11 protein-coding genes are annotated in these 13,736 nt (G+C 66.9%); 6 read left to right on the top strand and 5 right to left on the bottom strand.

The genetic code is table 11. The annotated features are described in order from the left end of the window. Positions 1–7: 7 nt before the first annotated feature. The 6 genes from OKW87_RS09300 (at position 8) to OKW87_RS09275 (ending at position 5,961) form a co-directional block, all read left to right on the top strand. Positions 8–295, top strand: coding sequence for a type II toxin-antitoxin system Phd/YefM family antitoxin (locus tag OKW87_RS09300; protein WP_265538823.1), 288 nt, complete (start codon positions 8–10; stop codon positions 293–295). Continuing rightward, positions 292–681 carry a type II toxin-antitoxin system VapC family toxin gene (locus tag OKW87_RS09295; RefSeq protein ID WP_265538822.1) on the top strand — a complete coding sequence of 130 codons (390 nt, stop codon included), beginning with the start codon at positions 292–294 and terminating at the stop codon, positions 679–681. Before OKW87_RS09300 ends, OKW87_RS09295 begins: the two co-directional genes overlap by 4 nt. Beyond that, the gene (cobT, locus tag OKW87_RS09290) at positions 681–2,507 is read left to right on the top strand and encodes a cobaltochelatase subunit CobT (protein WP_265538820.1); all 1,827 of its coding nucleotides are present in this window, start codon (positions 681–683) and stop codon (positions 2,505–2,507) included. The genes OKW87_RS09295 and cobT overlap by 1 nt, the downstream gene beginning before the upstream one ends. A gap of 19 nt (positions 2,508–2,526) precedes the next feature. Then, a complete protein-coding gene (locus tag OKW87_RS09285; protein ID WP_265538818.1) occupies positions 2,527–2,787 on the top strand; it encodes a ribbon-helix-helix domain-containing protein in 261 nt (86 codons plus the stop codon). Positions 2,788–2,864: 77 nt separating this feature from the next. Beyond that, positions 2,865–5,252 carry a TonB-dependent receptor gene (locus OKW87_RS09280; RefSeq protein WP_443025043.1) on the top strand — a complete coding sequence of 796 codons (2,388 nt, stop codon included), beginning with the start codon at positions 2,865–2,867 and terminating at the stop codon, positions 5,250–5,252. A 25-nt stretch (positions 5,253–5,277) separates the two neighbouring features. Beyond that, entirely contained in the window at positions 5,278–5,961 is a 684-nt protein-coding gene (locus OKW87_RS09275) for a Fe2+-dependent dioxygenase (protein ID WP_265538816.1), read from the top strand. A 6-nt stretch (positions 5,962–5,967) separates the two neighbouring features. On the opposite strand, the gene OKW87_RS09270 is transcribed toward OKW87_RS09275, so the two are convergent. The 5 genes from OKW87_RS09270 to OKW87_RS09250 form a co-directional block, all read right to left on the bottom strand. Then, entirely contained in the window at positions 5,968–6,858 is an 891-nt protein-coding gene (locus OKW87_RS09270; protein ID WP_265544073.1) for an FAD:protein FMN transferase, read from the bottom strand. An 86-nt stretch (positions 6,859–6,944) separates the two neighbouring features. Next, the gene (locus OKW87_RS09265) at positions 6,945–7,808 is read right to left on the bottom strand and encodes a DUF4198 domain-containing protein (RefSeq protein WP_443025042.1); all 864 of its coding nucleotides are present in this window, start codon (positions 7,806–7,808) and stop codon (positions 6,945–6,947) included. Positions 7,809–7,824: 16 nt separating this feature from the next. Continuing rightward, positions 7,825–8,346, bottom strand: coding sequence for a DUF2271 domain-containing protein (locus tag OKW87_RS09260; protein ID WP_265538814.1), 522 nt, complete (start codon positions 8,344–8,346; stop codon positions 7,825–7,827). A gap of 12 nt (positions 8,347–8,358) precedes the next feature. Further along, complete coding sequence (locus OKW87_RS09255; protein ID WP_265538812.1) at positions 8,359–9,000, bottom strand: PepSY-associated TM helix domain-containing protein; 642 nt, start codon at positions 8,998–9,000, stop codon at positions 8,359–8,361. Positions 9,001–9,073: 73 nt separating this feature from the next. Further along, the gene (locus OKW87_RS09250) at positions 9,074–13,678 is read right to left on the bottom strand and encodes an NAD-glutamate dehydrogenase (protein ID WP_265538810.1); all 4,605 of its coding nucleotides are present in this window, start codon (positions 13,676–13,678) and stop codon (positions 9,074–9,076) included. Positions 13,679–13,736: the final 58 nt, after the last annotated feature.

Raw genomic sequence — 13,736 nt, 5'->3', positions numbered from 1 at the left:
GCACGCTATGGCCGATGCCGATCCGCAAAAGACGTTCAACGTCCACGATGCGAAGACTCAGCTTTCGAAGCTGATGGATCGTGCCCATGCTGGCGAAGAGATATTGCTGGCCAAGGCCGGGCAGCCTTGGGCTCGATTGGTGCCGCTTGATCACGCTCCAGCGGTAAAGCCAAAGCGGCAGCCCGGCGGACTCAAGGTTTTGAGAGAGATACCTGATTCGGTGTGGTTCGATCCCTTGCCGGAGGACGAACTTGAGCTCTGGGAAGGCAAGCGGCTCGACAAGTATTTTCCGTGAGCCGGTATCTGCTCGATACGCATAGCCTGATCTGGTGGTGGACCGATGCAAGCCGGCTTGGCCAAGCAGGCCGCAACATCATTGAAGAAGGTGCCAGCGAAATTTGCGTTAGCGTCGCAAGCGTGTGGGAAATCGCGATCAAAAGCTCGTCGGGCAAGCTGCCTGAAATTGAGGATTTTCGCCGCGACGATGCACCGCTGATGACGGCCAACGGCTTCATGGCCCTCGACATTCTCGATCGACACGCATTGCGGGCTGGATTTCTGGAAGGCAAACATCGCGATCCGTTCGATCGCCTGATCGCGGCGCAGGCAATAATCGATGATCTGACGGTGATTACCAAGGATCGAGAAATTGCCGCTTTCGGCTGCAAGGTACTTTGGTAATGGCGACCGACACCCCTCTCGAACAGCTGCGCACCGTCCTCGGCGGCACCGCGCGTGCGCTGTCGGGCGAAGGCGAGGCGGAGCTGTCCTTCACCTCGGACGCGCCGAACCAGAGCGGGCGGAGCATCCGCGTGCCGATGCCGTCGCGCACGCTCCCCGCCGAGCAGGTGGCCGAGGCGCGGGGATTTGCGGACGGCTTTGCGCTGCGGATCAAGCATCACGACAGCGCGATTCACAATCGCGGTGCGCCTGTCGAGCCGGTGGCGCGCGCGGTGTTCGACGCGATCGAGACGGCGCGGGTCGAGGCGCTGGGCTCGCGCGGTTTTGCCGGCATTGCCGACAATCTCGATCATTCGCTGGGTGTGCGGCTGCGCTCCGATCCGATCACGCGTGCGCGCAATCGCGAGGAAGTGCCGCTCTCCACGGCAGTGGGGCTGATGGTCCGCGAGCGGTTGACCGGGCGCGAGGCGCCGGCGAGCGTCGCGCTGGGCATGGCGCTGGTCCGTGAGTGGATCGAGGCGCGGGCCGGCAGCGATCTCGATTCGCTGGCGCTGGCGATCGACGACCAGAAGGTATTTGCCAGCCTCGCCGCCAAATTGCTTCAGGATCTCGACCTCGTCGAGGGCGAGATGGTGCCCGACGAGAGCGACGAGGGCGGCGGCGAGGACGAGGGCACCGACGAGCAGGAGCAGCCCGGCGACGAGGAAGGCGACAGCGAAGCCTCCGAAGGCGACGGCCAGGTCGAGGCCCGCGGCGAGCAGAGCGACTCCGACCAGAGCGAAGATGGCGAGCAGAGCCAGTCCGAGGCGATGGAGGATGGCGACGGCGAGCCCGGCGACGATGGCGAGGACGGCATGCAGCCGGTCCGCCCCAACCGGCCCTGGGGCGACATGCCGCCGCAGTTCGAATATCGCCCCTACACCACCCAGTTCGACGAAGTGATCGCCGCGACTGAATTGTGCGACACCGAGGAGCTCGATCGGCTGCGCTCCTATCTCGACCAGCAGCTGGTCCATCTGCAGAGCGCGGTGACCAAGCTCGCCAACCGGCTCCAGCGCCGGCTGATGGCGCAGCAGAATCGCAGCTGGGACTTCGATCAGGAAGAGGGCATCCTCGATGCCGCGCGGCTGGCGCGGGTCATCGTCAATCCGATGCTGTCGCTCAGCTACAAGTCCGAACGCGACACCGAGTTCAAGGACACGGTGGTCACGCTCCTGATCGACAATAGCGGATCGATGCGCGGGCGGCCGATCTCGATCGCGGCGATCAGCGCCGACATCATGGCGCGCACGCTGGAGCGGGTGGGGGTCAAGACCGAGATCCTCGGCTTCACCACGCGCGCCTGGAAGGGCGGGCAGAGCCGCGAGAAATGGCTGGCCGAGGGGCGCCCCGCGCAGCCCGGGCGGCTCAACGACGTCCGGCATATCGTCTACAAGCAGGCCGACGAGCCGTGGCGCCGCGCGAAGAAATCGCTCGGGCTGATGATGCGTGAAGGGCTGCTCAAGGAGAATATCGACGGCGAGGCCTTGCTCTGGGCGCACAGCCGACTGATCGCGCGGCATGAGGATCGCAAGATATTGATGGTGATCTCGGACGGCGCGCCGGTCGACGATTCGACGCTGTCGGTCAATTCGGGCTCCTATCTGGAGCGGCATCTGCGTCAGGTGATCGGTTGGATCGAGGGGCGATCGCCGGTCGAGCTGGTGGCGATCGGCATCGGGCATGACGTGACGCGTTACTATCAGCGCGCCGTGACGATCATGGATGCGGAGCAATTGGCCGGCACGATGGTCGAGCAGCTCGCCGCCCTGTTCGACACGGAGTGAGCGCGCTCGGAGCGCGGGCGTGAAGGTCGATCCGCCCCCCGGCGGCTTTCAGGGCCCGTGCAAGCGTTCGGTGACGATTGCCGGGCATGCGACTTCGATCAGTCTCGAGCCGATCTTCTGGGCCGCGCTGGAACGCGCGGCCGTGGAACACGCACTTCCGCTCAGCGCGCTGATTGCGGCCATCGACCATGCCAGGATCCAGGCGGACGACCCACCCAACCTCGCCAGCGCGCTACGCAGCTGGCTGTTCGCGGCGCCGATCCAATCACCTCATAGATGAGAATTGTTCGCATTAGCGTTGACTCTGCGAACGCTTCGCAATAGCTGAATGCGTAACGACACCTAAGGGGGATCATCGTGACGCGTTCCGTTTCTGCCGCTTCGCCGGCCTTTTTGGCGCTTGCCTGCGTGGGATTCATTGCCAGTGCTCCGGCATATGCGTCGGACCCGACCGATCCGATCACCGGCACGTCGGAAGTGGCGGATCAGGATGCGCGCCAGGATCGCGAGCAGATCATCGTCAGCGGCGAAGCCTATCAGCCGCATCAGGCGAGCCCCAAGGCGACTCGCACCGTCCGCGATACGCCGCAGACGGTCACCGTCATCACCGGCGAGACGATCGAGCAGCAGAATCTACTGACGCTGCGCGATATGCTCTCCACCGTGCCGGGCATCACCTTCGGCGCGGCCGAAGGGGGCAGCCCGCCCGCCGATTCGATCAACCTGCGCGGCTATTCGGCGAGCAGCGACATCACCCAGGACGGGGTGCGCGACAGCGCGGCCTATAGCCGGTCGGATTCGTTCAACCTCGAGCAGCTCGAAGTCGTGAACGGCGCAAGCTCGGTCTATGGCGGCTCGGGCTCGGTCGGCGGTTCGATCAATATCGTTACCAAGCGTCCGCTGGCCGAGACGCGCGTGTTGGCCAGCGCCGGCGTGGGCACCGACGAATATTATCGCGGCACGATCGACGCCAATCTCCGCGCAAGCGATCTGATCGCGGTGCGCCTCAATGCGATGGTCCACCGCAACGATGTGCCGGGCCGCGACGTGGAGAATTACAAGCGTTGGGGCATCGCGCCCTCGGTGACGCTGGGCATCGGCGGGCCGACCAAGCTGACGCTGCAATATGTCCACCAGGAAGACGAGAATATCCCGCAATATGGCGTTCCTTATTACCAGACCGCGGTGAATGCGGGGCCGATACCGGGCGTCGATCGCAGCGATTATTTCGGCTATCGCAACGTCGACACGCAGGAAATCACGGTCGACCAGGCGACCGCGATCTTCGAGCATGAGCTGAGCGACCAGGTCTCGATCCGCAACCTCACGCGCTGGCAGCAGGTCTCCCAGCTGACCGTCGTCGGGCCGCCGCAGGGCACCTATTGCCTGACCGGCGGGGTGCAGCCGAGCGGCGCGGCCTGCCCCGCGACCGTGCCGGTGGGCTATTATCTGATCGGCGGGCCGCGCGGCAATTTCCGCGATTCGCAGAACGAGCTGATGTACGACCAGATCGACCTGCGCGCGGTGTTCGACACCGGCGGCATCGAGCATACCCTGGTCGCAGGCGCGTCAGCGAGCTGGGAGAAGTATCTGCTCTCCACCGGTAACGCGCTGCGCAACGCCAATGGCACCCTGGCCTATAGCGCCTATCCGCTCATCAATTTCTCCAACCCCAACGAAGTCGTGCCGGGCCCTGCAGGCTTCACCTATGGCAGCAACGTGTACACCGGACCCGTCAACCGGATCGAGAGCGGGCGTCAGCGCGGCGAAGTCACCAATTACGCGCTCTATCTGTTCGACGCGATGAAGCTGGGCAAGTTCGAGCTCAACGGCGGTATCCGCTGGGAGAGCAACAGCGGCAATTTCCAGACCGACAGCTCGACCGCGGCGACGCTTACCGTGCCGCAGGGCCCGATCGTCATCGGCCCGCGGCTGCATAACGACGCGGAGATGTTCTCCTACCGGGTCGGCTTGCTCTACAAGCCGGTGGAATCGGTCAGCCTCTATGGCGCGTTCGGCAATTCGAAGACGCCCTCGCAAAACGCCGTCAACGGCGCCTGCACCGTCGCCACCTGCAACGTGAAGCCGGAGGGGGCCAAGAATTACGAGATCGGCGCCAAGGCAGAACTGGCCAATGGCCGGCTGTTGCTGAGCGTCGCGGCGTTCCGCAACGAGCGCGACAGCTATCGGATCGCGTCGGGCGACCCGACCATTCCCGATCAGGTGCTCGACGGCCATTCGCGCGTCGACGGTGTGGCGCTCAGCGCGATCGGGAAGATCACGCCGGCCTGGTCGATCACCGCGCATTACACCTATCTGAAGAGCGAACTGATCCAGTCGGTCTCGGACTTCTGCCTGGCCAATCCCAGCGCGGCGTGCGGCAACAGCGTGGCGGTGCGCGATCCGGGGGCCGGGGCCTCGCTCCAGAATACTCCGGAACATTCGGGAAGCCTGTTCACCACCTATACGCTGCCGTTCGGCCTGACGCTGGGATACGGCCTCACCTATCAGGGCAAGTTCGTGTTCAACCTGCCGACGCTCGCGGCGCCGACGGTCTTCAGCGTCGACGATTATCTCGTCCACAGCGCCTATGTCGCTTATGACGTGACCAAGAATCTGAGGGCGCAGCTCAACGTCAAGAATATCGGCGACAAGGAATATTATACCCGCATCCGCAACAATGGCTGGGCCACTCCCGGCGATGGCCGCGCCGCGGTGCTGTCGCTGAACTACGCCTTCCAGTAGAAAGAAGCCTGTCCGAGGCCCGCTTATGATGATCACCGTTCCCGACCTGCTCGATCGAGCCGCAGTTGCGCGGGTGCGGGCGATCATCGATGCGGCCGAATGGGTCGACGGCAACGTCACCTCCGGGCATCAGTCGGCGCTGGCGAAGCAGAATGAGCAATTGCCAGAGGGCAGCGCTGCGGCGCGCGCGGCGGGGGCGATCGTGCTCGAAGCGCTGGGCACGTCGCCGCTCTTCTTCGCGGCCGCGTTGCCGCTCAAGGTCTTCCCGCCCTTGTTCAACCGCTATGGCGAGGGGCAGACCTTCGGCACGCATGTCGACAATGCGATCCGCATCCAGCGCGGCACCGACTTTCGCATTCGCAGCGACCTGTCGATAACGCTCTTCCTCGAAGACCCCGCCGACTATGACGGGGGCGAACTGGTGGTGGAGGATCATTTCGGCGTGCACAGCGTCAAGCTGCCCGCGGGGCATGCGATACTCTATCCCTCGTCGAGCCTGCATCATGTCACGCCCGTCACGCGCGGGCGGCGGGTGGCATCCTTCTTCTGGCTGCAATCGATGGTGCGCGACGATGGCAATCGCCGGATCCTGTTCGATCTCGACCAGGCGGTGCAGCGGCTGACGGGCCAGCTCGGCGGGGCCGACCGATCGGTGATCGAGCTGACCGGCGTCTATCACAATCTGCTGCGGAGCTGGGCGGACAGCTGACGCCGATCAGCCGAGCATCGCCTCGAGCGCGGGCGAGAATATCTCCCGAACTCCCGCGCCTTCGCGGACTACCATGTGCATCGCCAGATCCTCGCGCTCGGCGATGGCAGGACCGCGCTCGGGCCCCAGTACCGTGAGCGCGGTGGCCCAGGCGTCGGCGAGCATGCATTCGGCGTGCAGCACGGTCAGCGAGGCGACCTGGTTTTCCAACGGGCGGCCCGTGCGCGGGTCGAGCGTATGGCCGAGCCGCTTGCCGTCCTTTTCGACGGTGCGCCGATAATCGCCCGACGTGGCGATAGCCAGGCCGTGAAGCGCGACGCGGAGGCCGGGCAGGCGGAGGCCGGGCGGCTGCTCCAGCTCGACCCACCAGGGCTGACCGTCGGGCTTGATGCCGTGGCCCGAAAGCTCGCCGCCAATCTCGACGAGGAAATCGGTGAGACCGAGCTGGTGCAGATGCGCCGCGACGCGATCGACGGCATAGCCCTTGGCGATGCCCGAGAAATCGAGCGCCGCGCGCGCGGTGCGGCGGGCGCGGAGCAAAAGCGCGTCCAGCTCGATAGATGCTCGGCCAGAGGGGACGGCTTCCAGTTCGGGCCGGCTCGGCGGCTCGCTCGCGCCGAAGCCCCAATGGTCGGCGGCTATTCCCAGCGCGGGATCGAATGCGCCTTCGCTTTTGTCCGAGACGGCCAGCGCGGTGGTGAGGACATGGACGAACTCGGGCGGGAGGCGTTGCCAGCTGCCGGGGGCGGAGCGATTGAAGCGGCTGATGTCGGAGGAGGGCTCCCACTGGCTCATCTGCGCGATGATGCGTGCGAGCACGGCCTCCACGCCCGCCTGCAGCCCGCCGGGCAGCCCCCGCTTGGGGGCGACCAGGCGGACGGACCAGCTCGTGCCCATCGTGGCGCCGCCGAGCGTGGTCACGGCGGCGCCCGATCGGCGTCGGTGGAAGGCCTGCGCCGAGAGCCCAGGCGGAATGGCGATCCTCAGGGAGCGAGAACCTCGAGCGTGGTCACGTAATTGGCGCGACGCGGGGCGGGGCCGACCGGGGCCGCCGCCGGGGCGGCACCCTGGGCACCGGGGCCCATCCCGCCTTCGCGGCCGCCGCCGGTGGTGACGTTGAGCCAGTACATGCCGGGCTCGGGCCAGCTGATTTTCACATTGCCCTGCGCATCGGTCTTGAGGTCCATCTGGTTGAGCTTGTCCCGGTACCGAATGCCGCCGGGGATCACGGTCACCGCCTGGTTGGCCATCGGCTTGCCGTCGAGCAGGAACTGGAAGGTCGCGGTCTCGCCGGCGACGAGGTCGTTGGGATGCGTGACCGGGACCAGCTCGATGCCGACGCCGGTCGGCTTGAGCACGGTGGTGGTGGGTTCGCCCGAGGTGATGAACACCTCGTTGCGGCTCGAGGATTCGCTGGTGCGCACGTCGGTGGCGCCGGCGGGGATCGCGTTTGCCAGCGTCGCGGTGGTGGTGCCGCGCGGCAGCGGCTTGCGCTCGCCGTTCAGCATGTAGCTGCCCATCAGCCCGGTGCTGACGACGGCGACCTTGTAGGTGCCCTTCTGGGTCAGATGGACGTCGAAGGTGGTGCGATAGCGGCCCGTCGCCTTATTCTCTACATCGAGCACGGTGCCGTCGGGCGCGAAGACCTTCGGGTCACCACGCAGCGGCTGGTGCTCGAAATAGAAGAGATCGTTCGAGACGGCGGCGTCGATCGTGACCCAGACGTCGTCGCCCGAGACGACGGTGGCGGAAGGGAGCATCCACTGGCGATGCGCCTGAAGCGCGGCGGGGGTGGCAAGTGCCAGCATCGCGGCGGCGGCGAGGATGGTGGTGCGGAATTTCTTCATGGTCTTTCCTCCCTGATCAGCGGCGTATGGTGAGCCGGACGGCGCCGAGCTCGCTGGTGCCATTTGCGGATGCGGTGCCGCCGGCGGGCCAGGCGAAGGGCAGGCGGACCAGCTCGCGGCCGCCGACTTCGCGGGCGGCCTCGACCACTAGCGTATAGTTGCCCGGGCTGAGCGTGGGCATCGCGCCGCGGCCGCCGGTGAAGCTTATCCTGTTGGCGCCGGGCGCGCGGGTGGCGCCGGTGACGCCGTCGGCGGGGAATTTCATCGAGCGGCCGGATACGCGCCACCATTGGCGCACGTCGCGGAGCCATTTGGTGCCCTCATTGGCCTTCATGTCATGATCGTACCAGACCGCCAGCGTGCGCGGCGCGGCGCCCTCTTTCTCGAGCCAGATCGCGACGTAGGGCCGGTGATACTCGGCGACGGTCAGGCGCGGAATGGTGACGGTCAGGTCCAGCGTCTGCGCGGCGGCGGGGACCGCGAGCATGCCGGTCGCGCCGAAGGCGGTCAGGGTGAGCCCGGTGAGGCGGATCTGCATATGGCCTGTTCCCTAGTGGATGAAGAAGATGGCGAGCGCCGCGGGCACGATCAGCCCGAGCCCGACCAGCGGCCAGGTGCTCTTGCGGTGGCGCGAATGGAGCTGGAGCAAAACGAGGCCGGTCAGCGAGAAGATGATGCAGGCGGCGACGAAGATGTCGATGAACCACTTCCACACCGTGCCCGAATTGCGGCCCTTGTGGAGATCGTTGAGGTAAGCGATCCAGCCCCGGCTGGTCTTCTCGCTGGTGACGGCGCCGCTGGTACGGTCGATCGCGATCCAGCCGTCGCCGCCGGGGCGCGGCTGGGCGAGATAGATTTCGTCGGCCGACCATTCGGCCTCGCCGCGCGCCGACAAGGGCAGCTTTTCGGCGAGCCAGGTCGATACCGCGGGGGGAAGCGGCTTCTTGCTGTCCGGCGCGCCGTCCGGGGCGACCTGGCTCAGCAAGACGGGCGGAAGCTGCGCCGCGACCTCCGCGGTCTGCGGCGAGCCCTCGATCTCCGCGGCGTGGTTGAGCGTGAAGCCGGTGATCGCGAACAGCAGCAGCCCGATCAGGCTGAGCGCCGAGCTCATCCAGTGCCAGGTGTGGAGCTGCTTCAGCCAGAAGCTCTTCCGGCTGCGCTTAGCTTTGGCCGGTGCGGCAGTTCCATGCATGGGGAGGGCGTTCCAGAAGTCGTTGCGCAGTTGATAACGCGAACGACTCGCAATTGCAATTTGGAATCGCGCGCTATCTCCCCAGCAGCAACCGCGCCTGTCCCGCTATCTGTGCGAGCATTGCCGCATTGGGCGCCGCCGCCTGGCGCGCACGGCGGACGAGGTGGGCGAACTGGTCGACGCGCGGGCGCTGCTCGACGAGCCATTTCTCCACGCCCGCGGCGGGATCGCCCTCCAGCCGGCTCAGGAATTCCAGCCGCAATTGCTGGAAATCGCGCGCAAGGCCGGCGATCAGCAGCCGCTCCCAGGGGTCGGCGGTTACGATGCGCGCCGCAGTCGACTGCGCCCAGTCGAGCCCCAATACCTGGCCGAGATGGGTGAAGGCGCGGGTCAGCTCGGTCTCGTCGATGCCCTTGCGCATGCCGAGTTCGGCGAGGCCCACGGCACCGTCGAGCTCGAACAGCCGCACGACCTTGGCGACCAGCTCGGCCGGTGCGCCGGTCGCCTCGAGCTTGGCGGAGATGCGCCCGCTCTGCGCGCGAACCTCGTCGAGAAGCAGCGCCTTCGCCTGGCGATCGAGCGCGTCGATGCCGGGCTTGAGCCGGGCGACGATCGCTGCGGGACTGTCGCCCGGACGGCAGATGCGCAGCAGATCGGCAACCTGGCCGCGCGCGGCGACCGCCATTTCGTCGAGCAATGCGAGCCTTGCGCCTTCGCTGATCGGCGCGCTCTCCACCGCTGCCCAGGTCTCGGGCAGGCAGAACAGCCGCTCGGCGACGACGAACATCGCGGCGATGTCGCGCACCGACGCGCCTTCCTCCTCGGCGAGCTCGAACGGGTGAAGCACGCCGAGCCGGTTGATGACGCGATTGGCGAGCTTGGTCGCGACGATTTCCTTGCGGAGCCGGTGGTCCTCGATCGCCTGGGGGAAGCGCTGCTGCATCGCCTGCGGGAAGGCGGCGAGCAGATCGTCCAGGAGTTCGGGATCCTCGCCGAGCGTGCTGTGCTCGATCGCATCCTGCAGCGCGAGCTTGGTCGAGGCGAGCAGCACCGAAAGCTCGGGACGGGTGAGCCCGCGGCCCTCCTGCGCGCGGCGGAGCATATCCTCGTTCGATGCGAGGCCTTCGACCGCGCGATCGAGCCTGCCCGCCGCCTCGAGGATTTCGATCACCCGCACATAGCTGGGCAGCGACATCGCCCCGTCATTCTCGAGGAACGAGAGCGCCAGCGTCTGGAGCCGGTTATCCTCGAGCACGAGATGGGCGACGTCGTCGGTCATATCGGCGAGCAAGGCGTTGCGGTCCTCGAACGAAAGCCGGCCCTCGATCATTTCGCGGTTGAGCGCGATCTTGATGTTGACCTCATTGTCCGAGCAATCGACCCCGGCCGAATTGTCGATGAAATCGGTGTTGATCCGCCCGCCCAGCGAGGCGAAGGCGATGCGCGCGGCCTGGGTCACGCCCAGATTGGCGCCTTCGCCGACGGCCCGCACGCGCAGATCCTCGGCGTTGACGCGCAGGCGATCGTTGGCGGGATCGCCGACATCGATATGGCTCTCCGCCGCGGCCTTCACATAGGTGCCGATGCCGCCGAACCAGAGCAGGTCGGCGGGCGCCTTGAGGATCGCGGAAATCAGGCCGGTCGGATCGATCTCGGCCACGTCGAGTCCTAGCATCGCCTGGACCTCGGGGCTGAGCGGGATCGACTTTTCGGTGCGGGCGAACACCCCGCCGCCCTTCGAGATCAGCGCGGGGGCATAGTCCGCCCAACTCGATCGCGGCAGCGCGAACATCCGCGCGCGCTCTTCCCAGCTGGCTGCGGGATCGGGCTCGGGATCGAGGAAGATGTGGCGATGGTCGAAGGCGGCGACCAGCTTCAGCGCCTTCGACAGCAGCATACCGTTGCCGAACACATCGCCCGACATGTCGCCGCAGCCGACGACGCGGATCGATTCGGTCTGCACGTCGGTGCCGAGCTCGAGGAAATGGCGCTGCACCGAGATCCAGCCGCCGCGCGCGGTGATCCCCATCGCCTTGTGATCGTAGCCGTGGCTGCCGCCCGAGGCAAAGGCGTCGCCGAGCCAGAAATCTCGCTCGATCGCGATCGCGTTGGCGACGTCGGAGAAGGTTGCGGTGCCCTTGTCCGCGGCGACGACGAAATAGGGGTCCTCGCCGTCGAGGATCGCGACCTGATCGGGATGCACCACCGCGCCCGCGACGATATTGTCGGTGATCGACAGCAAGGCGCGGATGAAGATGCGATAGCTCTCGGTCCCCTCGGCGAGCCAGGCGTCGCGATCGGTGGCGGGGGAGGGGAGGTTCTTGGGGTAGAATCCGCCCTTCGCCCCGGTGGGCACGATCACTGCGTTCTTGACGCGCTGCGCCTTCATCAGGCCGAGTATCTCGGTGCGGAAATCGTCGCGGCGATCGGACCAGCGCAGTCCGCCGCGGGCGATCGGGCCGGCGCGCAGGTGGATGCCCTCGACGCGGGGGCTGTAGACCCAGATCTCGCGCCACGGCAGCGGCTGGGGAAGCCCGGGGACCTTTGCCGAATCGAGCTTGAAGGCGAGCGCCTCGCGCGCGGCGGGGGCGAAGGCGTTGGTACGCAGCGTCGCCATGACGACGCCGCGCAGCGTGCGCAGGATGCGATCGTCGTCGATCGCCGAAACGGCGTCGAGCCCTGCGTCGATCGCCCGGGTCGCGGCCTCCACGGCGCTTTTGTCCGTGCCAGCGCGGACGGGATTGTGCGCCGCCTCGAACCGCTCGATCAGCGCCGCGGCCACCGCGGGGGCGCGGCGGAGCGCATCGACCACGGTCGCCATGCCGTAACTGAGGCCGGTCTGGCGCAGATAGCGGAACCAGGCGCGGAACAGGATGACCGAGGCGGGGGCCATGCCGCCCTCGACGATCAGCCGGTTGAAGAGGTCGTTTTCGGCAGTCCCTTCGAGCACCGCGACCAAGGCGTCCTCGATGACCGCAAGGTCGCCCCGCAAATTGCCCGAGGCGACGACGAAATCGTGCAGGAAGGTGCCGCCCGCCAGTTCGGTGGGCACTTCCTCGATCACGCGGAACCCGAAATTCTCGAACGCCGGCACCGCGTCCGACAGAGCGAGCGGAGACCCCTGGGCATAGAGCTTGACGCGATATTCGCCGGGACGATCGGGCAAAGGGATGATCCGGGCGGAGCGATCGCCGGGCGCGCCGAGCTTGGCGATCCGCAGGATGTCGCGCGCCGCTTCTTCGGGCGTGCTGGTGGTGCGATAGACAGCCGGGAAGGCGTGTGCGAACCGCAGCGCGAGACGCGTGGACGCGGCGCCGGCCTGCTCGACCAAGGCGGCCTCGACCGCGGGCACCCAGCCGCGCACCATCCGCTCGAGCCGTGCATCGAGCAGCGCCGCGTCGGGCATCACCCCGCCGCCGCGCAGATCGAGCGTATAGCGCAGCAGCGCGACGACGCCGTCTTCGAGCGAAATCGACCAGTTGATCAGCGGGCCGTTCGCCGCCTCTTCGAGCATCGCGCCGATCGCCTCGCGGCGGCCGGTGGAGACTTCGTCGCGCGGCAGCCAGACGAAGGCGAACAGATGCCGGCCGAGCAGGCTGCGGACCAGCGCCAGCTTCGAACGCGGGCGATCGGAGACCGACATCGCGGTGAGCACGAGCTTCTCGAGTGAATCCTGATCGAACGCCGTCGTCAGATCGTGCGGCAGCGCGGTCAGCGCATGCGCCATCGCCTTGCCGGTATGCCCCTTGGGATCGAAACCGAGCTTCTTCTCCAGATCGGCGAGGCGCGCGCGCAGCACCGGCACTTCCTCGGGCGAGTCGAACAAGGCCGCGCTGGTCCACAGGCCGGCGTGGATCGAAAGACCGGTCACGTCGGCTCCCGTGAGGATCGGCACCACAACGATATCGAGCGGCGCGCGGCGATGGACGGTCGAGATCGAATTGGACTTGAGGAGCAGGGGTGCATCGCCGCCGCTGCGGAAATGCTCGATCGCCGCCTGGCGCGACGCCTCGGCGAGGATAGGCGTGTCGAGCGTGTAGCGGGCGAGGCCGAGCTGATCGGCGCTGGTGCCATCGCTGCGCCACGCCTCGTGCGCGAGCAGCGTCATCGCGCCATCGTGGAACCAGCGCAGCAATGCCGCGCCCTCGACCGAGTGAATCGACGCGGCGTCGGCCGCCATCGCGGCCTGGAGTGCGGGCCAATCTTCGACCGCGTCGCGGACCTGATCGAGCGTGCGTTCGAGCTCGGACACCAGCGCGCGCCGGGTGCGGGCGTCGCCGCGCTCCATCTCGATATAGATCATCGATTCGCGGTGGCCGCCGGTGGCGGGATCGATCGAGACCAGCTTTCCGTCGGCGTCGCGCTCGACCGGCAGGATCGGGTGGATGATGCGATAGACCGCTATATCGTGCGCGGCGATCGCGCCCGAGATCGAATCGACCAGGAAGGGCATGTCGTCATTGACGACTGCGAGCCGCATTCGCCGCCGCTCTTCGTCGAGATAGGTTTCCAGCCGGATCCGCGGGGCGCCGGGCGGGCGGATCGCCGCGGTCTCTGCGACGAAGCTCGCTGCTTCCGCGCGCTCGCTCTGGTCGAAACCTTCGAGCTCCCCTGGCAGCGCTCCTTCGAGCAACCGCGCTTCGAACGCCTGCGTCAGCGACGTCATCATGCTTTTCATGGCCGCGCTATGCGCCCGGAGCCGCGCGACCTCAAGAGTCCGGGGGGTAGAAAGTATC

Origin of the sequence: Sphingomonas sp. M1-B02 (genome assembly GCF_026167525.1) — a bacterium.
In the GTDB taxonomy this organism is placed as follows: domain Bacteria; phylum Pseudomonadota; class Alphaproteobacteria; order Sphingomonadales; family Sphingomonadaceae; genus Sphingomonas.
This window is presented reverse-complemented; position numbering and strand designations above follow the sequence as displayed.